Origin of the sequence: Terrimonas rubra (assembly GCF_042686025.1) — a bacterium.
Taxonomy (GTDB): domain Bacteria; phylum Bacteroidota; class Bacteroidia; order Chitinophagales; family Chitinophagaceae; genus Terrimonas; species Terrimonas rubra.
Genome location: NZ_JBHUOZ010000001.1, coordinates 1 through 24,088, shown reverse-complemented (window position 1 = coordinate 24,088; position 24,088 = coordinate 1). Strand labels below are relative to the sequence as shown.

The 24,088-nt window shown below is 42.2% G+C and carries 19 protein-coding genes and 1 tRNA gene; 14 read left to right on the top strand and 6 right to left on the bottom strand.

What is annotated here, in order from left to right:
* The first annotated feature begins 59 nt into the window (after nt 1–59).
* The 11 genes from ACFS6H_RS00100 (at nt 60) to ACFS6H_RS00050 (ending at nt 12,648) form a co-directional block, all read left to right on the top strand.
* Nucleotides 60–692: a TetR/AcrR family transcriptional regulator gene (locus tag ACFS6H_RS00100; protein WP_386093568.1), complete on the top strand. Its 633-nt coding sequence runs from the start codon at nt 60–62 to the stop codon at nt 690–692.
* A complete protein-coding gene (locus ACFS6H_RS00095) occupies nt 679–2,094 on the top strand; it encodes a TolC family protein (protein WP_386093565.1) in 1,416 nt (471 codons plus the stop codon). Before ACFS6H_RS00100 ends, ACFS6H_RS00095 begins: the two co-directional genes overlap by 14 nt.
* Before the next feature lie 38 nt (nt 2,095–2,132).
* Nucleotides 2,133–3,347, top strand: a complete 1,215-nt coding sequence (locus ACFS6H_RS00090; RefSeq protein ID WP_386093562.1) for an efflux RND transporter periplasmic adaptor subunit — start codon at nt 2,133–2,135, stop codon at nt 3,345–3,347.
* 160 nt (nt 3,348–3,507) lie between these two features.
* A complete protein-coding gene (locus ACFS6H_RS00085) occupies nt 3,508–7,104 on the top strand; it encodes an efflux RND transporter permease subunit (protein WP_386093560.1) in 3,597 nt (1,198 codons plus the stop codon).
* A gap of 800 nt (nt 7,105–7,904) precedes the next feature.
* On the top strand, nt 7,905–9,002 hold the full coding sequence (locus ACFS6H_RS00080) for an LptF/LptG family permease (protein WP_386093557.1): 1,098 nt from the start codon (nt 7,905–7,907) through the stop codon (nt 9,000–9,002).
* Between the two features lie 171 nt (nt 9,003–9,173).
* Complete coding sequence (locus tag ACFS6H_RS00075; RefSeq protein ID WP_386093554.1) at nt 9,174–10,499, top strand: citrate (Si)-synthase, eukaryotic; 1,326 nt, start codon at nt 9,174–9,176, stop codon at nt 10,497–10,499.
* Between the two features lie 397 nt (nt 10,500–10,896).
* Complete coding sequence (locus tag ACFS6H_RS00070) at nt 10,897–11,145, top strand: YtxH domain-containing protein (RefSeq protein WP_386093551.1); 249 nt, start codon at nt 10,897–10,899, stop codon at nt 11,143–11,145.
* A 199-nt stretch (nt 11,146–11,344) separates the two neighbouring features.
* The gene (locus ACFS6H_RS00065; protein WP_386093548.1) at nt 11,345–11,683 is read left to right on the top strand and encodes a phage holin family protein; all 339 of its coding nucleotides are present in this window, start codon (nt 11,345–11,347) and stop codon (nt 11,681–11,683) included.
* A complete protein-coding gene (locus tag ACFS6H_RS00060) occupies nt 11,676–12,065 on the top strand; it encodes a hypothetical protein (protein WP_386093545.1) in 390 nt (129 codons plus the stop codon). Before ACFS6H_RS00065 ends, ACFS6H_RS00060 begins: the two co-directional genes overlap by 8 nt.
* Nucleotides 12,066–12,165: 100 nt before the next feature.
* Nucleotides 12,166–12,239 (top strand) — tRNA-Ala (locus tag ACFS6H_RS00055).
* Nucleotides 12,240–12,396: 157 nt separating this feature from the next.
* On the top strand, nt 12,397–12,648 hold the full coding sequence (locus ACFS6H_RS00050; protein WP_386093543.1) for a GIY-YIG nuclease family protein: 252 nt from the start codon (nt 12,397–12,399) through the stop codon (nt 12,646–12,648).
* A gap of 224 nt (nt 12,649–12,872) precedes the next feature.
* On the opposite strand, the gene ACFS6H_RS00045 is transcribed toward ACFS6H_RS00050, so the two are convergent.
* The 5 genes from ACFS6H_RS00045 to ACFS6H_RS00025 all read right to left on the bottom strand — a co-directional run bounded on the left by ACFS6H_RS00045 (nt 12,873) and on the right by ACFS6H_RS00025 (nt 18,940).
* Nucleotides 12,873–13,655: an alpha/beta hydrolase gene (locus ACFS6H_RS00045; protein ID WP_386093540.1), complete on the bottom strand. Its 783-nt coding sequence runs from the start codon at nt 13,653–13,655 to the stop codon at nt 12,873–12,875.
* A gap of 580 nt (nt 13,656–14,235) precedes the next feature.
* On the bottom strand, nt 14,236–15,531 hold the full coding sequence (locus tag ACFS6H_RS00040; protein ID WP_386093537.1) for a M28 family peptidase: 1,296 nt from the start codon (nt 15,529–15,531) through the stop codon (nt 14,236–14,238).
* Nucleotides 15,532–15,533: 2 nt separating this feature from the next.
* Entirely contained in the window at nt 15,534–16,826 is a 1,293-nt protein-coding gene (locus ACFS6H_RS00035) for a M28 family peptidase (protein WP_386093534.1), read from the bottom strand.
* Nucleotides 16,827–16,993: 167 nt separating this feature from the next.
* Nucleotides 16,994–17,722 carry a LytR/AlgR family response regulator transcription factor gene (locus tag ACFS6H_RS00030; protein WP_386093531.1) on the bottom strand — a complete coding sequence of 243 codons (729 nt, stop codon included), beginning with the start codon at nt 17,720–17,722 and terminating at the stop codon, nt 16,994–16,996.
* A gap of 81 nt (nt 17,723–17,803) precedes the next feature.
* Nucleotides 17,804–18,940: a sensor histidine kinase gene (locus tag ACFS6H_RS00025; protein WP_386097207.1), complete on the bottom strand. Its 1,137-nt coding sequence runs from the start codon at nt 18,938–18,940 to the stop codon at nt 17,804–17,806.
* Nucleotides 18,941–19,099: 159 nt separating this feature from the next.
* Between ACFS6H_RS00025 and dxs the strand changes: the two genes are divergently transcribed.
* From dxs to ACFS6H_RS00010, 3 genes are all read left to right on the top strand, one after another.
* A complete protein-coding gene (gene dxs / locus ACFS6H_RS00020; RefSeq protein ID WP_386093528.1) occupies nt 19,100–21,058 on the top strand; it encodes a 1-deoxy-D-xylulose-5-phosphate synthase in 1,959 nt (652 codons plus the stop codon).
* A gap of 240 nt (nt 21,059–21,298) precedes the next feature.
* Complete coding sequence (locus ACFS6H_RS00015) at nt 21,299–22,057, top strand: geranylgeranylglyceryl/heptaprenylglyceryl phosphate synthase (RefSeq protein WP_386093525.1); 759 nt, start codon at nt 21,299–21,301, stop codon at nt 22,055–22,057.
* A gap of 82 nt (nt 22,058–22,139) precedes the next feature.
* The gene (locus ACFS6H_RS00010; RefSeq protein ID WP_386093522.1) at nt 22,140–22,847 is read left to right on the top strand and encodes a hypothetical protein; all 708 of its coding nucleotides are present in this window, start codon (nt 22,140–22,142) and stop codon (nt 22,845–22,847) included.
* 135 nt (nt 22,848–22,982) lie between these two features.
* Here ACFS6H_RS00010 and ACFS6H_RS00005 read toward each other — a convergent pair whose 3' ends face one another.
* Entirely contained in the window at nt 22,983–23,633 is a 651-nt protein-coding gene (locus tag ACFS6H_RS00005; RefSeq protein ID WP_386093519.1) for a murein L,D-transpeptidase catalytic domain-containing protein, read from the bottom strand.
* Between the last annotated feature and the right edge of the window lie 455 nt (nt 23,634–24,088).

Sequence of the window (24,088 nt, the reverse complement as noted above, 5' to 3'; positions counted from 1 at the left end):
CCATAGTTTTGCTCCCGATTTCCTGAAAACTACTCAAAAAAGGAAATGCCGCAGATCAATTGGAACCACAAGATAGAATATTACAGAAAGCACATGAACTTTTTCTACGTTATGGTATTCGTAGTGTGAGCATGGATGAGATTGCCTCTCAGTTAGGCATGAGCAAAAAGACCATTTACCAGTTTTTTACGGATAAAGATGCATTGGTGCACGGTGTTATTGATACAGAGATCAACTGTAGCAGGGACGAGTGCATGAGTCATAAGGAAAGGTGCGAGAACCCCGTGCATGAAATATACCTGGCCGTTGAAATAGTGCAGGATATGCTGCGTGTAATGAATCCCTCTATTATTTACGATATGCAGAAATACCACCCCGGTGCTTTTAAAAAAATGAGGGACCACCAGGAAACTTTCTTATATGGTATTATTAAACAAAACCTGGATGAGGGTAAGGCTCTTGGCCTGTATCGCCCGGAAATAGATACCCATATCCTGTCCAAATTCAGGCTGGCTTCGGTTTTTTTATTATTTGATCAGCACCTGTTCCCGGCTGATAAGTTTAATATAGCCGAAGTACTTACCGAAATGACCATGAATTTCCTGAACGGACTAACCACCCCCAAAGGACAGAAACTTATTGATAAATACAGCAAACAGACGAAAACCAAACAAATACATGAAACCAACTAGCAAACAATGGTGGGTAATTACCCTATTAAGCCTGCCATTATTTATACAGGCGCAGCAGACTGCCGCCCCGGTAGTACACCAGTTTACGGTGGCGCAGGCAGTAGAATATGCCCGGAAAAATAATGTACAGGTAAAGAATGCTTTACTGGATGTACAAAAACAAGCCCAGGTAAACCGGGAGGTTACGGGTATGGCTTATCCACAGATCAGCGGTTCGGTAAGTACTACTTATAATCCTAATGTAGCCACCCAGGTAATTCCCAATTTTATATCTCCTGCTACCTACCAGGTATTGGTACAGGAAGGCGTAAAAGATGGCAATGGTAATCCGATACAGATGCCAGGAAGCTTTGATTTTATAGCAGCCCAGTTTGGAACAAAATGGTCTGCCAGCGGTGGTGTATCACTTAACCAGATCATTTTTGACGGCCAGGTGTTTACCGGTTTACAAGCCCGTAAAACATTGATTGATTTTGCGGAGAAAAATGTTGAAGTGACCGAAGAGTCTATCAAAGCAAACGTATATAAAATATACTATCAACTGGTAGTAAGTAAAACGCAATTAGAATTGCTGGACAGCAATATAAGCCTGCTAAACAAATTACTGCATGATACAAAAATTATGTATGATAACGGGTTTGCGGAAAAGTTGGATATAAATAAAAGCACAGTACAAATTGCCAACCTGCAAACTGAAAAAAATAATGTATTGACACAGGTAGCAAATGGTTACCTGGGGCTGAAAGTGTTAATGGGTATGCCGGTAGCTGATTCATTGGTTTTAGTTGATAAAATTGATGATGACCTTATTAAACAGGATATACTGGCAGCCGGAATTTTTAATTACAATGAACGTAAAGAATACCAATATGCGGAGCTGGGTATTAAACTCCGTGAGTACGATATTCAACGTTATAAATTGAGTGCAGTACCTACTTTATCTCTAAATGGTATGTATAGCAAGAGTGCTCAGCGTAATAAATTTAACTTCTTTAAATCAGGTGAAGATTGGTTTGATATTTCGGCCATTACATTAAACCTGAACATACCGATTTTTAAAGGATTTGCTACCAGTGCAAAAATAGCCCAGGCCCGTATCGAGTTGCAGAAGTCAAAAAACCAGGCCGAGGCTTTGAAGTTGAACATTGACAGCGAAGTACAGACAGCAAAAAACAATTTTGTTACTGCAATCAACAGCCTGGATTATCAAAAACAAAATATGGCACTGGCAGAAGAAGTTTACCAGCAAACTAAAAAGAAATATGAAGTAGGTACGGGTAGCCAGACTGAAATTAATACGGCGCAGAATGATTTAAAAATGGCACAAACCAATTATATCAACGCCATGTACAATGCAACTGTCGCTAAAGTTGATTACTTAAAAGCTACCGGTAAACTATAATAATTAAAACACTGAAACCAACTAAATAAATGAACAACATGAAAAATATATTAACACTCACAATGGCCCTGGTAACGGTACTGGTATTTGTTGCCTGCGGCGGTGGAAAAAAAGAAGGGAAAAGCGCATTGGGCGATAAGAAGGTAGAACTGGAAAAATTAAAGAAAGAACAATCTGCGTTGAACGACAAGATTGGTAAACTGGAAGATGAGATCGCTAAACTGGACCCTACCGCTGCCAACGCAAACGCGAAACTGGTAAGTGTGAGCACTATTGGTACTGATTCCTTTTCTCACTTTGTTGACTTACAGGGTAAGGTAGACGCCGTAAACGTGGCCATGGTAGCTCCAAGGGGACAAGGTGGTGTAGTGCGTGCCGTGAATGTTAAACAGGGACAGGCCGTAAGTAAAGGCCAGCTGATTTTACGATTAGACAATGCGTTAGCCTCACAACAACTGGCTGCTGCAGAAACACAGATCGCCGGTATTGAAGCACAGGTTAAGCTGGCACAGAGTGTTTATGAAAGACAACAGAATCTTTGGAAAAATAATATTGGTACCGAAGTGCAGGTATTACAGGCTAAAACAAATGCAGAGAATGCTGCTGCACAGTTGAGTGCTGCCAAAGCCAATGTACAGCTTGCACGCGAAGCAGCAGGTCAGGCAAATGTGTATGCCGAAATGAGCGGGGTAGTGGATGTGGTAAATGTGAAAGTAGGCGAATTTTTCTCTCCTCAATCCGCAGCTATGCCTCAAACAGGTATCAGGATTGTAAATACAGGTGATTTAAAAGTGGCGGTACAGGTTCCTGAAAATTATATTACCAATGTGAAAGAAGGAGCTGCTATCCGTGTTACTTTCCCTGAGCTGGATAATAAAGTGGTAACCACTAAGATCAGTGTTGTATCAAAACTGGTTGACCCTGTAAGCAGGACCTTCTTTATTGAAGCCAGGTTGCCACAGGATAAAGCACTTAAAGCAAACCAGATCGCTAAAGTACAGATACTGGATTATACCAATAATGCAGCCATTACTATTCCGCTGAATACTTTACAAACCGACGATAAAGGCAAGTTTGTTTTAGTGGCGGCCAATGAAAATGGTAAACTGATAGCCCGCAAGAAAGAAATACAGATCGGTAAATTATATGGTGATCAGATTGAAGTGAAAGCCGGTTTGGCCCAGGGCGACCAGATCATTACCGATGGTTTTCAGAATGTGTATGACGGACAAGCCATTACTTTAAGCAAGTAATACATAACCCCGCAGCCGCTACATTCCCGCATTTATAATACTGGAAATTATAAAATGCATTATGTGGTACGGCGATAGGGGACACAGTTGATAAAAAATAATAGAAGATTTACAATGAACAGCCTGCCGGAAAGGAATGCTGTTTGATAAATAAAAGTTTATGTCAGCACTTGAAAATTTTACAGGAAAATTCAAGGAATTTAAGCCTACCAGCTGGTCGGTAAAAAACAAAACATCCATTTACCTGTTAATGTTGATTGTAACATTAATAGGGGTGTTCCAGTTTGTTACACTGCCTAAGGAACAATTCCCCGATGTGGTAATGCCACAGATATATATATCGACGATTCATGTGGGTAACTCGCCCAAGGATATTGAAAACCTGGTGACACAGCCCATTGAGAAACAGATCAAGGGTATTACCGGCGCCAAGATCACCAAGGTAACGTCTACTTCGGTAAACGACTTTTCGGCCATTATTGTAGAGTTCGGCACCAATGTAAAAGTGGATGTGGCGCTGCAGAAAGTAAAGGACGCCATTGATAAAGCCAAACAGGACCTGCCTACAGACCTTACCCAGGTGCCCACGGCCATGGAGATGAGCATTTCTGAAATGCCCATCATGTATGTGAATGTGAGTGGCGATTATGATGGTCCTACTTTAAAGAAATACGCCGATGAGTTAAAGGATAAACTGGAAGAGTTATCACAGATAAACCGGGTTGACCTGGTAGGCGCCCCGGAGAGAGAGTTCCAGGTAAACGTGGATAATTACCGTATGCAGGCTGCGGGTATTACGTTTGATAATATTTCCAACGCTATTAAGAGCGAGAATATGGATATCAGCGGTGGCCAGTTCAAAGTAGGTAATATGCAACGGAACCTGCAGTTAAAGGGGCAGTTTAAAACAGCCGCTGATATAGAGCAGGTGATTGTACGTAACAGCAAAGGGAACCCCATTTATTTAAAAGATATTGCCACTATTAAGGATACTATTAAAGACCAGGAGAGTTATGCCCGCCTGGATGGGAAGAATGTAATTACCCTGAATATTATCAAGCGTAGCGGTGAAAACCTGATTGAAACGAGTGATGATGTAAAACGGATCACCGAAGAATTAAAGGCAAGCACTTTTCCTCCCGGCCTCGAAGTGCGTATTACCGGCGATAGCAGTAACAGTACCCGCGCTTCTTTTGACGAACTGGTAAATAGTATTGTTATTGGTTTTATACTGGTATTATTGATCCTGATGTTCTTTATGGGTGTAACCAATGCCTTCTTTGTGGCCTTGAGTGTACCCCTGAGTATGTTTGTGGCCTTCCTGTTTTTACCGGCAGGTACTTTTGTGGTAGGATCGGCCATTACCCTGAACTTCATTGTACTGTTTGCCCTGCTGTTCGGCTTGGGTATTATTGTGGATGATGCCATTGTGGTAATTGAGAATACGCACCGGATATTTGTGGAAGGTAAGGGACAGATAAGCTCTACCAAAGCCGCCATGATTGCGGCCGGTGAAGTATGGTACCCGGTATTGGCCGGTACATTAACTACGCTGGCGCCTTTCTTCCCCTTATTATTCTGGCCGGGCATTATCGGTAAGTTCATGATCTACCTGCCCCTGATGCTGATCTTTACTTTAACCGCATCACTGATCGTGGCCTTTATCATGAACCCGGTTTTTGCCGTGGACTTTATGAACCATGCCGAACATGAAAAAGAACCGAAGTCAGCCATCTTTAAAAAAGCTTCTTTCTGGATACCCATTGGTGTAGGTATTGTTTTTGACCTGATGGGATACACTTTTGTGGGTAACCTGCTCATCTTTATCATGATCTGTATATTACTGAACAGGTATTTCTTTGATGACTGGATCCATGGATTCCAGAACAAGGCCTTACCCTGGATCATGGGACATTATGAGGACCTGTTACGCTGGGCCCTGAAAGGCTGGCGCCCTGTATGGTTATTATTAGGCGCGGTAGGTTTATTCTTTGTTTCTATTTTCTTGTTCAGTGTGCGAGGTTTATCGGTGGTTACTTTCCCTAACAGTGATCCTAACCAGATATATGTATATGCCAAGTTACCTACCGGCACAAGAGTAGAATATACTGACAGCATTACCCGTATTTTAGAAAACAGGGTATACAAGGTATTGGATATGGACCCTAAAAAGGGTAAACTGAACCCGATAGTGGAAAGTGTGATCGCTAACGTAGCAGTAGGTGCTGCTGACCCTAGCACAGGTGACCGCAGTACGCGTCCTGAATTAGGTCGTATACAGGTATCTTTTGTGGCCTACGAAAAACGCCATGGAAAATCATCAGCCCCTTACCTGGATAGTATCCGTGCTGCGATGAAAGGTATACCGGGTGTGGAATTATCGGTAGCACAGGAAGCCAGTGGTCCGCCTACTGAACCACCGGTAAATATTGAAGTTGCCAGTGAGGATTTTGATAAACTGATAAAAACAGCGGTTAATCTTAAAAACTACCTGGATAGTGTTCGTACACCGGGTGTGGAAGAACTGAAGATGGACGTGGACCTGAAAAGCCCTGAAATTGCACTTACCGTAAACCGGGAAAGGGCAATGGCGGAAGGTGTATCATCGGCACAGATAGGTATGCAGATCCGTACTGCCGTATTTGGTAACGAGGCAAGTAAGATAAAAGACGGCGAGGATGAGTATAAGATACAGGTACGTAATATTGAAGGGCAACGCAGGAACTTAACAGAACTGCTGAATATGAAGATCGCGTTCATGGACATGTCGTCCGGCGCTTTTAAAAGTGTACCTATTTCATCGCTGGTAGATGTTGACTATACTAATACATTAGGAAGTGTAAAACGTAAGAACCAGAAAAGGGTGATCACCCTGGTGTCCAATGTACTGGAGTCGCAGGGGTATACTGCCGCCGGTGTGAACGAAGAACTGAAAAAAGCCATTGCCGACTTTAAACAATTGCCACAGGGTGTAACGGTTAAACAAACCGGTGAAGGGGAGCAGATGGCCGAAACGGCTAATTTCCTTGGCCTGGCTTTAGCTGCCGCTTTATTAATTATCCTGTTCATCCTGGTATTACAGTTTAACTCGATCAGTAAACCTGTGATCATTTTAACGGAGATCGTGTTCAGTGTGATCGGTGTGTTATTGGGTTATGCCATTACCGGTATGCAGGTGAGCGTGGTAATGACGGGTGTGGGTATATTAGGCCTGGCGGGTATCGTAATTAAAAATGGTATCCTGGTAATTGAGTTTGCCGATGAACTGCGTGGCCGTGGTATGAAAACCATGGAGGCAGTGATTGAGGCCGGTAAAACCCGTATCATCCCGGTATTGTTAACGGCTTTGGCTGCCATACTGGCCCTGGTGCCTTTGGCGGTGGGCTTTAATATTAACTTTATTACCATGTTCTCGGAGCTGAATCCCCATATTTTCTTTGGTGGTGACAATGCTTCTTTCTGGAAACCGCTGGCCTGGACCATCATCTTCGGCCTGGCGTTCGCCTTTTTTATGACCCTGGTATTGGTGCCCAGTATGTACCTGATAGCCGAAAGGTTACGCCGCCCGATGCGCAACCAGTTTGGTGGTAAATGGATATCCTTTATGGGAATTCCGCCGGCCATCTTCCTGTTCATTCCTTTAATGATCATTTCGATGGTAACACATAAGCGAAAAGTAAGGCGCCGTGCAGCGAGACTGAAAAAAGATCCGGAAAAATATAAGGTTAATGATAAATTCATAGGTAGTTGGTTATAAACTAATTATGATTATTTTAACAGGTTTGGGGCAATTTTTTTAGAATTGCCCCAAATTTTTTTTAAAAACTGTGCAGCAAATTCAAAAGCCCTTTTGTCTTTGCAATTGTCGGGCATCGACCCGGCTGATCAGTTCCCTATTATAAACGTCACCGTCAGATCACACCTAAATTTTTTTATATTTTCCGCATTACTAACTGCTTATTTGCGGCAAAAGCGATCCTTAAAAGGGGTCGCTTTTCATTTTTAGCCTAGGGAAAGAGCCGTGGTTCGAGCCATGGTTCGTGTCTCACGAACCATGTTTTAGTGGGCAGAGTATAACACTGAGGAACAGGCCATGGTTTGCATTCCACAATTCAGATTTTACCACAGCGTACACAGAGGGGTTTCACAGAGTAGCACAGAAGAGCGTCAAAGCCATGGTTCGTGTCTCACGAACCATTATCTCCGGTAACGGAGATGACGGCTAATATGGAAGGGTAAAAACCGCTGCATAAGCGCCTTTGCCATTGTTTATTAAAACTAGCCTGCTGTTAAAAGATATACAGGCGACGGGCTGCCGGATTGCAGCGGCACCCCCGAACATAGTGAGGGGTACAGCGGAAAGCCGGAACTGCTGCTGACCGGAGTGGCTGCTGCCGAAAGCCCCAAAGGTTTAAGGGAGTAAGCAATAAAGTATAGGGTTGATGGATTATATTTTTAATTTTTACTTTTCACTTTTTCATTCTCTCACCCGCTTTATAAAATCCACAACAATTTTTCAGTTACTTTTGAGGCCGCAAATACTATCGGCATTTATACATGAAAAAATTAGACTGGTACATACTCAATAAATTTCTCACAGCTTTTGTGTTTTGTATGTTGTTGTTTACCACCATTGCCGTGGCGGTTGATGCCAGTGAAAAAACCGATGATTTTGTAAAAACAGGCCTGTCCTCCTGGGAAATTTTTAAACAGTATTATTTAGGCTTTGTACCTTTTATATGGGGTATGTTATTTCCCCTGTTTGTATTTATTGCCTGTATCTTTTTTACCAGTAAACTGGCTTTAAAATCAGAAATAATAGCCATACTGGCCAGTGGCACCAGTTTTAACAGGTTCCTGAGACCCTACCTGGTGGGTGGCATTTTCCTGGCTTCCATTTTATGGTTGGGCAGCCGCTATGTATTGCCCCGGGCAAATGGCATACAGGTTGATTTTAAGACCAAATACCTGGATAAGGACGACCCCACCAAAAACGATAACCATTCAGGTTGCTGGAATTGCTTTTTCCGCAGGCTGGACAGTACCACTTATGCCGGCTTTAAAAATTTTAATGCCGAATCGCAAAGCGGCGGGATGTTTTTCCTGAACAAGGTGAAGGACGAAAGAATTGTGTATAATATCAGGGCCAACAGTATTAAATGGGATACCACGGTAAATAAATGGCGGGCCATATCGGTTACCGAACGTACAATAGACAGCATGCAGGAGCGCATCCGTACATTTGAGGAGCTTACCCTGGACCTGCGGTTAAAGCCCGAGGAGCTGGTGAGTGATGAAGGACTGAAAGATAAATTAACCACTCCCGAGCTGGCCGAGTTTATAGCCAAGGAAGAACTGAGGGCTAATGAGGGGTTGAATGCGTTAAAAGTAGAACGTTACCGCCGTACCGCCACTGCCTTTTCCGTTATTTTGCTCACCCTGATAGGGGTTATTATTGCCAGCCGTAAAACCCGAGGCGGCAGCGGCATGCACCTGGCCCTGGGTATTATTATTGCGGCCTTATTTATTGTATCGGACAGGTTTTCAACCGTATTTGCGACGAAGGGCAGTTTTCCCCCGTTTTTAGCCGCCTGGATGCCCAATATCGTGTTTTCGGTAGTGGCATTATTGTTATACCGCAAAGCACCTAAATAGTATTGCCGGTAACATTTACCGCTGATTGAATATTAGCCCGTGTTAATAATATATTAACCCCGGATATTGTCTTTTTTTTACAAACTTTTACCCTCATTTTTTGTTGTACCGTTGTCCATTGGCTATCTTTAGCGCGATAGCTAAATTTATTTTTACACGAAATAGTTTGTCATGGGAATAATCAAAGACAGGTTTAAAGCCAAGGCTGATGTAACGGCTGTTGAGATTAAAGAAATGCTGAAAGAGCATGGTAATAAAGTAATAGGCGAAGTACAATTATCGCAGATATACCAGGGTATGCGTGGCATGACCGGGTTGGTTACCGAAACATCGTTACTGGACGCTCAGGAAGGTATCCGTTTTCGCGGCTTTACCATACCGGAGTTAAGGGAAAAACTGCCCAAAGCGCCGGGTGGCTCTGAGCCGCTGCCGGAAGGTTTATTTTACCTGATGTTAATAGGGGAGTTGCCTACTGAAGAAGATGTGCATCATTTAAGTGCCGTATTGCAGCGCCGCAGTCATGTGCCCACACATGTGTTTCATACCATTGATGCCTTACCGTTAAATACACACCCCATGACACAGTTTGTGGTGGGTATTATGGCTTTGCAAACCGAAAGCCAGTTTGCGAAAAAATATGCCGCCGGCATGAGCAAAAAAGATTACTGGGAAGCGGTATTTGACGACTCCATGGACCTGATTGCCCGTTTGCCACATATTGCCGCTTATATCTACCGCCGTAAATACAAATTCGGTAATCATATACAACCTAACGGGTTACTGGACTGGGCCAGCAATTTTGCCCATATGTTAGGTTTTGAAGATGAGAAATTTCATGAACTGATGCGCTTATACATGACCATTCATGCCGACCATGAGGGCGGTAATGTATCGGCTCATACTACCCACCTGGTAGGCTCGGCATTAAGCGATCCTTATTTAAGCTTTGCCGCCGGTATGAATGGCCTGGCAGGGCCTTTACATGGACTGGCTAACCAGGAAGTGATCAAATGGATCTTTGAAATGCAGGAAGAGCTGAAGAGCGATGATCCTACCAAAGAAGAAATTGAAGCCTATGTACGTAAAACCTTAAGCGAAGGGAAAGTGGTACCGGGTTATGGCCATGCTGTACTGCGCCAGACCGATCCCCGTTTTACCGCGCAAATGGAATTTGGTAAAAAACATATGCCCAACGATAAGCTGGTAAACACGGTTTGGAAAGTATATGAAGTAGTACCGCCGATACTGGAGTCTTTGGGAAAAGTAAAAAACCCATGGCCGAATGTTGATGCGCATAGCGGTGCTTTACTGGTACATTTTGACCTGAAGGAATATGAATACTATACCGTGCTGTTTGGTGTGAGCCGTGCACTGGGTGTACTGGCCAGCCTTTGCTGGGACAGGGCTTTGGGCTTTGCTTTAGAAAGACCAAAATCAGTAACCACCGACCTGGTAAAAAAATGGTTACGCGGCGAAGACAATATCTGGGGCGATTAACCCCATAGTAAAATAAAGATCGGATAAGGAGAAGTGATTCTCCTTATTTTTTTGCCCTACAGGAAAGAAGTAATAATGGCGTGCCCCTGTTACATAACTACGGAAGTGTATTAATAACAGTGTATAAGTCAATCCCTTGTTTATATAACAGGGTCAGGCTGTCCGCTATATCTTTTGCACTACGCTGCCCTGGCCGCCCGCGGCAAAAGGATGCCGCTTCCATCCTTCACGCTGGCTGACGCCTGTAGCGGGTAGCAATACAAAAACGTTAAAATCAATCATTGCCACCGGGTAAATTGTCAAATTACCTAATTAACAAATGGGTAAGCTGATTTTGGTATGGTTTTTTATAAGTATTAGTCAAACAACATTGTTTAACCTATAAAATGTTTTTTTTATGACTAATAGAAACAAAATACTCTTAGGTGTAATTGGCGCCGCTGCAGCCGGTGTAGTAGTAGGTATGTTACTGGCTCCTGAAAAAGGAAAAGATATGCGTAAGAAAATTAAAAAAACTACCGGCGATTGGGCTGACACCGTGAGTCACCTTTTTGAAAAAGGAAAACACAAAGCTGAAGCCAAGGCTAAAGAACTAAAAAATATTGCAGAGGAAAAAGTTAACCGGGCTAAAGAAAGTTTATCCTAGCCTTTATACAGTTTTTCTCCGTTTGTTTTAATGTTCAAATACTGATAAAAGTATTAACTTAACGGTAAGTGAACATTATTTAATAAAGGGCGGTACTGTTAATACATACCTGTGAGTATTGAAACATGATGAGGATGCAAGTATTGTGTTTTACAGCGCAGCAATGTATTAATAATGCCGCCTTTTAATTTTTTATATTATGAGTGCATTAAAAGAAAAGACAGCTGACATTGTTGATCATATAGAAGACATAGCCGAAACCTACTACAGGCTTACGATTGTGAATGCCACACAAAAGGCAACCAGTCTAGCCTCGTCGGTGGTTATTATGCTCATCGTGGCGGCCCTTAGTATGTTTGTACTGGTTTTCCTGGCAATTGCCCTGGCCATATGGCTGGGCGATGTTTTAGGCAGCCGGTCCGGTGGTTTTTTATTATCGGCCGGTATATTTTTAGTGGTATTGGGCATTGTGTTGTTGATCAGAAAACCAATTATTAACGGGATCCGCGACTTAATCGTTAAAAAAATTTATGAATAAACCTCGTACATATAATGAATTGCTGGCCGAAAAAGCCAGGTTGAAACTCTTGCTGGCCAAACAGAAGGAGATCATTCACCAGGATTTTAACGAGATTAAAACTGAACTGGAGCCGGTACGTAAAATATTTACCCAGGCAAAAAAACTTTTCTCTAAAGATTCCGGCGGCGGCTTACTGACCTTAGGGGCCGATAAGCTGATTGACCTGCTGATAAGGCGGGTGTTACTGGCCAGAAGCGGCTGGCTGGCCAAACTGATAGTACCCGTTTTGGCAAAAAACTATACTTCCCATATTGTGGATGACAACAAGGGTAAGATCATGAATTGGATATTCTCCCTGTTCAAAGGCCGTAAAAACAAAAACACAGGCGAAGAGGAGTGAAAATAGCCGGCTATCATACGTTCAAATAATTATTGCAACATAATTTGTTTGTATTGCTGCGAAACCCCTAAATTTGCTCTCCGATTCAGGAAAGTGAGTAGGGGAATTAGCTCAGTTGGCTAGAGCGCTTGCATGGCATGCAAGAGGTCACCGGTTCGACTCCGGTATTCTCCACGAAAAAGCCCCATAGTTATGGGGCTTTTTTATGTCAATAAGTTAAGGCGGAAGTAGTATGCCCTTTACATGCTCCGAAAGGGTCCGGGAAAAGATGGTCCTGTCATTTTTTTGCTTTCGTATGAAATGACCAAGTTCATAACTTTAGAGAACTTTTATGGCAGCCTTTATTGTATACATTATTTACAGCCCAAAACTAGATCGTTATTATATCGGTTATACCACTGATATGACTAAAAGAATAAATGAACATAATTCCGGTGTTTCTACATTCACGGCTAAAGCAACTGATTGGATATTGAAATGGAGCAAGGGATTTGACAGCAGGGAATTAGCTATGAAGGAGGAAAGAATAATTAAGGCTAAGAAAAGTCGGAAATACATTGAATGGTTAATAACTAAAGAGTAAAAGTTAGAACGCTTGCATGTCCCGAAAGCGTTCGGGAAAGAGGTCACCGGTTCGACTCCGGTATTCTCCACGAAAAAGCCCCGTCTATTAAGGATGGGGCTTTTTTGTATGTCGCGAAAGAGGTCACCGGTACGACTCCAGTATTCTCCACACAAAAGCCCGATAATTATGAGGCTTTTTATTTCAATTATTGGTTGAGCAATATTTACAGACTCGGGTCACATTTAGCGGCTAATATTTTTTGTCAACCAGTTTTCAATATATTGAGCCACTTCTTCCCAGCCATTTTGTACACATATACTATGAGAACGTCCTTTGAACGCTTTAAAGTCTGTTACGCTTTCTTTGTCTTTATATGCTTTAACATTTTTAATATTCAGGCTAATTGGAATGATATGATCTTTTTCTGCACTAATAAACAGCAGTGGTTTATGCGGCCTGTTGAAATCTATTATTCCGTCCTTAAATCTGCTACTCCTAGGAATGTTTCTGCTTTCTGGCACAACTACCTTTTCATACATTTCATCTGACTCCTGGCTTGTTAATGTATTACAAATGGCATAATGAAACCATTTTTTTGTTCCACAATACAAGCTATTGCCTTTAAAAGGGTTTACCACCCCAAAATTTGATTTAATAAAACTCCATTTAAAACTCAAAACTCCTTTGGGTGACGCTGAAGTTATGCAAACGCCCAAAGCACCCTTATCAGATTGAATAAGTTTCTGTACAATAAGCCCGCCCATTGAATGGCCGATCAAAATGGGCATTACATTTCCCAGACTTTCAATAAATTTTGCATAATGGTCAACGACATCGCTCAGCTTAATTTTAGCCAGGTCTTTATTTGGTTTTTGTCTCAATGTATAAGGTTCTCCGTCATGGAACGGGTAGTCAGGCGTATAACAAACATAACCCAGGTTTTCAAAAAATAATTTCCATAATTTCCAGCTTTCTGCATTTTCGTGAAGTCCGTGTACGAATACAATCACTTTCAAATTTGCCATGTTGTAAATTTATTTATGCTCCGGTTTTAACGTTCTTAGATTCCTTGAAATAAACAAGGTTCCGGTGTGTGTCTGAGTCTTTTTTTCCAAGGAACGAAAATGAGAAGCACCGATATAATTTACAATGGTTAACTTTCTCATGATTTACTGTGTTTATCCGAACTGGTAAATGTAAGCGGTGGTCCATTTTCTCCTGTCAAAAATGCTAATCAAAAATCGCTTTATTCATCTTAAAAATTGGGAGTGGCAGCAACAGCAGTTGCGTTAGTTGACGCTATCTGGTTGTTCATAGACCATAGAAGATAATTTGTGGACCAATGACGCAGCTAAAATTTAAAACCGACTAAATTACGAGCGGCAAATAAATTGTATGAGAGGATTTTTAAAAACAGCGCTTTTAGTGACTGTACCAATAAACTTATTCAAAAACAAAAAACGAATACACTCCTGGTGGTAACGGTTATTCACATAGCTACCACATCACCTTTCCTGCTTCTGGTATCAACATATGCGTGTGTGGTAAAAGCTTTTATGGAGTACAGTTCTTCCGAAATAAAAAAACATAATTAATTATGGTTTTTTATTCAACAGGCCGGGTAATACGCCCGGGATCAGCATTGGCGGTAGTAAAAGGCTGTATGGCTTTGGAAAGTGCTTTGATAATATGATTCAGGTTGTCAAAATCAATGCGCTTAATATCATCACAAGGTTCGTGATAACATTTATCATCATCATCACTGGCCATAATGGTATGTGCCGGTATACCTTTTTGGGCAAAAGGAAAATTATCACTACGTTGAAATAAACGCTTTTCAATATCAGGTTCGGCAATAACGGTTAACCCATTTTCTTTCAAAGCCGCTGACAGGATTGCCGGCAGGCTGGAATATTCCTGCCCGGTGATAAATACTTTTTGTTTGCCTAACTGTGGCACACCCAGCATTTCCAGGTTAAACAGGGCAATTACTTTCTCCGCATCCACCTGCCTGCTAAAGTCTTCAGACCCCAGCAACCCTAACTCCTCACCGGAAAAAGCACAGAATAAAATCGTTCTTTCATTGTTTTGCTGTTGGGCAAAATGTTTGGCCAGCTGTAATAAAGCGGTGGTGCCGGATGCATTATCATTGGCGCCGTTCATAATGCTATCCCTTTTTCTCCTTGTTTTATAAACACCTTCATGATCATAATGGGCAGAGAGTATAATAAACTCATCCGGCCTGGTACTGCCTTTTAACATGCCCACCACGTTATACTGTAACATGCTGTATACTTTTGCATTGGCCGTTAGTTTAATGCTGGTTGGTGCAGCAGTGGCATATACCAGGATGATATTATTACGTAACCCCTCTTTCGGAATATCAAATTGTTTGGGCAATTTCTTTTTATCCGGTGTTAATTGATCGGTCCAGATGATTAAAGGCTTTTCGGTGTTTTTATAGGTTTCTAATATGCCGGGGGTAAATGCCCCTTCGTGTTGGATTACAGTAAAATCAGCTAACTCTTTTACAGGATACCAGCCTGGTATTACATTAAAAAACGCATACTCCGATGCCGGCACTACACGGCCATTGTACATCAATATATCCCTCAATGCCAGGTTACTGCCGCCAAAAGGCTGAAAGGGAATATACACTGATGCTTCATTTCCGTAAGCACTTAAACCGATCTCTTTAAAATAACTACCAATATACCTGGCAGCCGTCAATAATTCAGGACGGCCATTGCCGCGGCCTTTTAACTCGTCAGCAGCCAGGTAGCTCAAAATGTGTCTCGTTTCCTGTAAGCTGATACTGGTATCAGGGCTTTGCGCATGAATAAATGGCGACACTGTTACCAGCGCCGCCATTATCCAGAGTTTTATGTTTTGTAATTGCATGTTTATCTTAATTCATCCACATTAACACGTGAAGGTGTGTCCTTGCCGCTGATAATGCTTTTGGCACTAATGGCAATGGATTTAATGATCATGGCCATATTATCCAGGTCAAGTGTTTCCACATGATCACTGGCCTGGTGGTAATGTGGCTCGCTGTCCATTTTAGAGGTAGAAATGGTATGAGCAGGCACCCCTAAGCGGGCAAGGGTAGCGTTGTCCGAACGGTAAAATAACTGTTGGTCGGTATAGGGATCGGGGTGAAAGGTAAAGCCCGTGCCTTTTAAATTTTCCTGTAATATTTTACCCATATCGGTTTTTTCATAACCGGTAATATAGGCGCTGTTCTTACCCCATTTGCTATCGGTGCCGATCATCTCGATATTGCTCATGGCCATCACTTTGGCAGGGTCTAACTGTTGTGAAAAATAACGGGAGCCATAACCACCGATCTCCTCCGCAGTAAAGGCGGCAAAAATAATAGAGCGCTCATTATTATTCAATGCTTTAAAATACTTGGCCAGCAATATAACGGCAGTAATGCCGGCTGCATCATCATTGGCGCCATTGTAAATAGAGTCCCCGTTCTGTACTTTACCAATACCAATATGGTCGTAATGACCGGAGAAGATCACAAATTCATCTTTTTTAGATTTGCCGGGCAGATATCCAACCACATTGGCCAGTTTCCTCTCTTCCGCATCCTGGGATAAGGTAAAGCTGTAAGTATCGGCCTTGCTGCCTAATACCAGGATGATATTGTTGTCAGCTTTAAACATCATGCGCTTAAGACCACTTAAGCGTGGGAACATTTTACTGAAGGAGGTATCGATCCATACAATAAGATTTTCTTTTGATCCTGCATAACCTGAAACTACACTGAACAGGTTGTCTCCTTTATTAACGGAAACTGATTTATAACCCGAACCCTGGTTAAGCGTGAGGCTGGTCTGCGTGCTCAGGAAAATAACATTTTTTACGTCAAAGGCAGCGCCATTAATAGTAGCACTGGCTTCTTTTTGTTTAGGGCTTACCATGGCAAAGCTTTGCAGGTAGCCGCCATTTTTCTCCATGCTCTGTAAGCCGGCTTTCTTAAATTCAGCAGCTATAAAATCAGCCGCCTTATCAATTTCCGGGCTAAAGGTTTTACGGCCTTTCATCTCATCCGATGCCAGGAAGCTGATGATACGTTTGGTCTCCTTTACATTAATGATCTTATCCACCTGCTGGCTGAATGCCGACAAAGAAATGCCGGCCCCAATAGCGGCCATCGTTACATAACGGGTTAATTGCTTCATACAATCTTAAGTTGTGATATGTGTTGTTTTATGTGTTATAATTCCGGAGAGCTAAGTGTCCGCTCCCAAAGAGAGTGAGGTTATAGTGTATGCTGTCTGTTGCGTAATAATCTGGTTAAGTATGTTTGTGTAAAATACATTACCAAATTTCCAAATTATCTAATTGCCTAAAAGCTCATCATCTCCTTAAACTTCACTGTTTGCCTGCGGCTTACTTCAATCTTCTCGCCGCCTTTCAATTCCAGTAATAAACCGCCGTTGAAGTAAGATTCAATTTTATCGATCATACGCAGGTTAACAATATGTTTACGGTTGGCCCTGAAAAAGGTTTTTTCATCCAGCCTTTCTTCCAGTGCATTCAGCGATTTTAAAATAAGCGGTTTGTTGGGGCCAAAAAACACTTTTGCGTAATTGCCCACACTTTCAAACAACCTGATCTCACTTAATTTCACAAACCAGCAACGTTCACCATCTTTTACAAATACCTGGTCGTTTTCGGTGAGTAAACTATTATTCACAAACTCTTCATCGGTCTTGCCTTCTTTAAAAGCTTCCGCCTTTAATTTGTGCACGGCATCGGCCAGGCGTTTGGGTTCGATGGGTTTTAACAGGTAATCCAGTGCATTTACTTCAAATGCTTTTAAGGCAAACTCATCATAAGCGGTGGTAAAGATTACATGTGGCGCTCTTTCCAGCTCTGACAGCATATCAAAACCGGTTTTGCCGGGCATTTGAATATCCAGGAAAATAACATCAGGCTGCAGGGTTTCTATCTTTTCAATGCCTTCCTGGGCGTTGGCAGCCTCGTCTAATATTTGTATTTCAGGGAACTCCTGTAATAATTTTCTTAACTCGGCTCTTGCCAATCTTTCGTCATCAATAAGTATTGCTTTCATGCGTTGTAAGATAATTAAAATTTGTTTTATATGCTCAGAGCGTGGCTAAGGGCCATGCGTCGTGAATAAGCAGAACTACAATTAAAGGGCCAGCTGACTGGCGGGAATAGAAATACGTGCTTCTACAAGATTATCGGCTACCTGTTTTATTTCAAACTTTCCTTTGGTGCCGTATAAAAAATGTAACCTGTCGTTGGTGCTCGATAAACCAAAGCCCTGGCTTAAGGGGTCCAGCGGGTCCTTGGCAGGAGTGATCTTGCCTTCAAACTGCCCTGTATTTAATACCACCAGTTGGTGGCTTCCCTTACTATCAAACTCCGATGTTACCCTGATAACGCCACCTTCGATCTGTTTGCTGATGCCGTGTTTAACCGCATTCTCTACCAGGGTCTGTAACATCATGGGTGGTACAGGCTGGTCCAGGGTGTCTTCATCAATCTGGTACTCTACACGAAGACGGTCTTCAAAACGCATATTCTCCAGTGCCAGGTAATCCTTAACAATAGCCAGCTCTTTCTCCAGTGGCACGGTCTCCGATTTATCTACATTGATACTGCTGCGTAAAATATTACTTAACTCGGTAATGGCTTTACGGGCTTTCTGGGGGTTCTCATCTACCAGGGCCCTGATGCTGTTGAGGGAGTTAAAAATAAAATGGGGGTTAATATGTGCTTTGATGGTCTTTAATTCTAATTCTTTTACCAGGGTTTCCAGCTGCAGGGTTTCCAGTTGCTGCTTCCGGCTTTTGGCAATATAATGGTACATGAAATAGATCAGGCTCCAGATAACGTAGAAAATAAAAATATTAACGGTACTGCTCAGTAAGGTTAGTAAAAAACCGCTTTCTTTAATGGCTTCTATCTCTTTGGCCGATAAATAATTGTAGCGGTACAAAGCCCCGATGTACAGCAGGGCGGAAAGGGTGGAGAATACAATGGTCAGCAGGGTGAATCCATAGATCTGTTTTTCCAGCTTCTTTTGCAACAGGTTGATTTCCAGTATCACCATCCGCATTACATGGGTAAAAACAATACCCAGGATGAACAGGATACCAAAACGGGCAAAAAACATCATGCGGTCGTCAAACGTACGCAGCCGGTCGTAGGACCAGGCAAAGAACAGGTTCATTAAAAAGACGGTACCCCATCCGAAAACCTGGAAAAGCCAATATCTTCTGTTACCACCAATCATAAAGCTAAAGGTAGCCATTTGAACCATTACTCGCACACTTTACTGTACCAGTGGAAAATTGATTTTACAAAGGGCATAATAAGTCCCCTTTTAGGGGTACCTGCACAGGAATTGTGAATTTTAAGTCAATTTTATTAGCCCCATCGCTATAAAATATTACTTTTACAGCTAGTTTAAAGAAACTGCATGGAAATTCAACCTGGCCCATTATTGAAGCGTATAGATTCGCCGACCGACCTTAAGAAACTGTCCCGTGAAGAGTTACATCAGCTGGCTGATGAACTGCGGCAGTACATTATTGACGTGGTAAGTGTGCATGGCGGGCATTTTGGCGCCAGCCTTGGCGTAGTGGAACTCACCACCGCCTTACACTATGTGTACAATACTCCTTACGACCAGTTGGTATGGGATGTGGGCCACCAGGCTTACGGCCATAAAATCCTTACCGGCCGCCGGGATAATTTTCCTACCAACCGTAAATACAAAGGCCTGAGCGGCTTTCCCAAACGCAGCGAAAGTGAATACGATACTTTTGGTGTGGGACACTCATCCACTTCTATTTCTGCCGCATTGGGTATGTCCATTGCTGCTAAATACAAAGGCGAAAAAGACCGTAAGGTAGTAGCCGTAATTGGTGACGGATCAATGACAGCCGGTATGGCCTTTGAAGCTATGAACCATGCCGGTGTGGCTAATACGGATATGCTTATTATCTTAAACGATAACGGCATTGGTATTGATCCTAATGTAGGCGCTTTAAAAGAATACCTGACCGATATTACCACTTCACCCACTTACAATAAAGTAAAGGATGATGTGTGGAAGCTGATGGGTAAACTGCCTGTAGGTAAAAACTTTACCCGTGCCATGGGACATAAGCTGGCTGAGGGTTTGAAAGGAATGGTGAACAGCAATGCCAACTTATTTGAAGCCCTTAAGATCCGTTACTTCGGTCCTATTGACGGGCATAACCTGGCTAAACTGGTAGATACTTTAAAGGATCTGCGTGAAATACCCGGTCCTAAAATTTTACATATCATTACCACTAAAGGTAAGGGCTATGCACTGGCCGAAAAAGACCAGACCAAATGGCATGCTCCCGGTTTGTTTGATAAAGTGACCGGTGAAATATTCAAGAAGAAATTTGATACGCCGCAGCCTCCTAAATACCAGGATGTTTTTGGTCATACCATTATTGAGCTGGCCGAAAAAAATGAAAAAATATTTGGCGTAACGCCGGCCATGCCTTCAGGCTCCTCCCTCAAATTCATGATGGAAAAAATGCCTGACCGTGCTATTGATGTGGGTATTTGTGAGCAACATGCTGCTACCTTAAGCGCCGGTATGGCTACACAGGGGTTAAGGGTATACTGTAATATTTACTCTTCCTTTATGCAGCGTGCTTACGACCAGGTAGTGCATGATATAGCCATTCAAAAACTCCCGGTAATATTATGCCTTGACCGTGCGGGTTTGGTGGGTGATGATGGTCCTACGCACCATGGTTGTTATGATATTGCTTACTTCCGTTGTATTCCCAATATGATCATCAGTTCACCGATGAACGAAAGTGAACTGCGTAACCTGATGTATACGGCACAGCTGGAAAGCAACCAGCTTCCTTTTGTCATCCGTTACCCACGTGGCGAAGGCATGATGCCGGAATGGCAAACGCCGATGGAGGAAATACAGGTAGGCACGGGCCGTAAGTTAAAAGAGGGTAAAGATGTTGCTATCTTATCCTTCGGTCATCCCGGTAACTTTGCTGCAGCGGCTATCCGCGAGGTAAAAGCAGCGGGCATTACACCTGGTCATTATGATATGCGTTTTGCCAAACCGTTGGATGAAGTATTGTTGCACGAAGCTTGCCAGCAATATCCAAAGCTTATTACCGTGGAAGATGGTACGGTGGAAGGTGGCTTTGGCAGTGCTATACTGGAATTCATGGCAAAACATGGTTATAAGAACGATGTAAAAATATTAGGTATTCCCGACAGGCTGGTGGAGCATGGTACACCCAAAGAACTGCACCAGGAATGTGGTTACGATGCTGCCGCTATTGCCCAGGCAATCTACGGGGTAATGCAGGTAGCTGCTATTCCTTCCGGGAATAATATTATTGCCACACCACCGGTGTTGTCATAAAAAGATAGTCAAATACCCGGTAATCGGAGCTTTGGTATCCGGTTGCCGGGTATTTTTATATTACAGGCTGTGGTGTTAATTGCAGCTTTTGTTTGATAATTCTTAATTACTAATTGTTAATTATCAATTACCCATCCCCCTCTTCACCAGTTATTTTCCACTGTTTTCGTTTCTTTTTAAACAGAAAGCAATGGAAATCAAAAAGTTTTCGTTTTTTTGCAACCAATCAACCGGTACCGGATGAAGTCACTGATATATTCTTCACTTACTGAAAAAAAACGCCTGGGGCGAAAATCCTTTGCCGTACTTATTGACCCCGACAAGGTCAATAAACCCGTTTTGGACCAGTTGATCAAACTTTCTTTAGAGGCCGGTGTGGATTATTTCCTGGTAGGTGGCAGTCTTGTCATCTCCGATCACCTGGACGACTGTGTACAGCATATCAAAAGCAACTGTAATATCCCTGTCGTGTTATTCCCGGGCAGTCCTTCACAGGTATCCAAATATGCCGATGCCTTACTTTACTTATCCCTTATTTCCGGCCGTAATCCCGAATTACTGATCGGTCAGCATGTGGTTTCTGCACCCTTTGTTAAAAAAAGCGGCTTAGAGATCATGCCTACCGGTTATATGGTTATTGATGGTGGCGCACCTACAACGGTGTCTTATATCAGCAATGCCAGTCCTATACCTGCCAATAAAGGCGAAATAGCCATGTGTACTGCTATGGCCGGCGAAATGCTGGGCATGAAGCTTATTTACATGGATGCGGGCAGCGGGGCACAACAACCCATTCCCGAAAAAATGATCCAGGCCGTAGCACAGCATATTGATGTGCCCCTGATCATTGGCGGTGGTATTATTGAGCCCGAAAAAGCCTACCTGAACTGCAAGGCCGGCGCCGATGTGATCGTAGTAGGCAATGCCATTGAAAAAGATCACTCCCTCATTAAAGAAATGAGCGCGGCGGTGCATTCTGTTACCACTGTAACGGTATAAGGCTTTCGCATTCCGCTATTAAGGTCCTTCATCACTAAGTCTTGCTCGTTAGCGGCAAACATTTTAAAACAGTATCTATTAAATGAAAAAAATCGAAGACGTTTTATCAGAATTTAATATTGATCCAGGTAAACTTAAAAGTTTATTAGGTCAAAAAGGGTTTCGATTGCTCGCTGATGATGAGATTGCGGAAACAAAAGAATGGCTTGAAAACTATCAACTTGGTATTGAACTTTTCCCGGTTATTACAAATGATGAAAGTGATTTTATAGGTGTCTATATGGAAAAGCCATTATTGAATAAAATTGCTTTAATGCAACACCACAATTTAGACTTCACTCCCAAATTTAAAGACCTCAATAGTTTAATAAAAAATATAGAAAACGGATTTATAACGAGGGATAATGATTGGGAAGACTTTAGAAATAACTTTGATTATCCATCCCAAAACGCTACCACAGCATACGAACATTCAATTATTGGTACGCTACATCAGGAACTTGAAGACAAAAGAAATTCGAATGACAGGTATGAACTTTTAGCCTCAACTATAATGGTACTAACACCGTATGAAAAAGTTGAAGACATTTATCAATTTTTAGAAGATGAAAACATATTTGTCAGACAAAAATGTGTTTCAGTTTTAGGAGATTTTTATCAGCACGAACCTATAAAGGAAAAAATACGGGAAACCTTAAAAACAATTAATAATAAAATATTGGAAAAGAAGGTTTATAATGGCTCTTTAGTTGAAACTAAAAAAGGATTTTGGAAATCTTTGTTTAAATAATCAAGGCTGAGTAGAAACTTTACTAATAAGCGGAGCCTTGTACTTTAAAACCTGTTATTACCGGGCTTAAGAATTTTAAGCCATGTAATACGGATAACAACTATCAACCATGAACTATTAACCATGAACTCCCTCTTACTCATAAATCCATAACAATACCGGTTGCTTACTCCCGTTAATAACCGTTTTCAGATATTGTAAAAACCCGGGCGATACAGTGGGACAGCCATCGCTCTGGCAGATGTCTTCGGCTACGGCTTTATCCGGTACACATTCATGCGCATGTAATACCACAAAACGTTCAAAGGCTTTATTATTGGTTTGTTCCAGCCCGTGGAGTTTATAGGCCAGTCCAAAACGCCCCTGGTAGGAATTGCCGATCTTATACTTGCCCAGGGAGGTACAGCCACAGCCAACCGTATTACCATACTTGCGTCCCTCCAGCCAGTTTTCATTACAGCGGCCATGGGTTACCGGGGCGCTCTTCAGCAGGGAATCTTTTTGCAGGTCAATCACCATAAAACGGTTATTGCCGGATGGCAGGCTCATGTCAATCAGGAAAGCGGTGGTGGTATTATAGGCTTTGTTAGCGGTAAATGTTTTGGCATCGGCTATTTTCTGCAATAACTTATCGTCCATTACAGGAGTCGCCTTAACCTGTGAAATAGCAGCCTTGGGCAGGTACAATGCTTTGATGCGTTTTCCGGGTTGGGTATAGGACAAAAATATAAAAGCGGACAGGGTGATGAGGACGGTAAATGCTGAAAAATAAAAAATCTTCTTCATGAACAGGGTTTGTTAAACAATGTATGATGTTGGTTTTGACATTATCCATAATTGTCCAACTCTTTTTTTCAAAAAAAATAAAAATTTTTCTAACTTTTTTTTAGCCATTAAACGGTGTGTTTTTTTCTTCGTTATTGTGGTACCGTTATCACCAAAAAAGAACCCGCTGCAAGCCTTTACAGTATTCGTTTTCGCGGTATTTTTTCGCTTTTATTTTTACTTAAAACAAACCGGTTTTTTTATCGTTTTCCCTTGCGTAGGAGTAGGGTAGCAGAAAATATTTTTTGAAATTTTTTCAGATATTTTTCAAATAAATTTGGTGGGGTAAGAAAAAGTTCTACATTTGCACTCCCAATCGCGATAAGCGGTTAAGAAAAAGGGAAAAAGTTCTTAAAAACAGGTGTGACGGAAGGGTCTAAAATCTCGCAGATTTAACATCTACTTTGTCCTTTGAT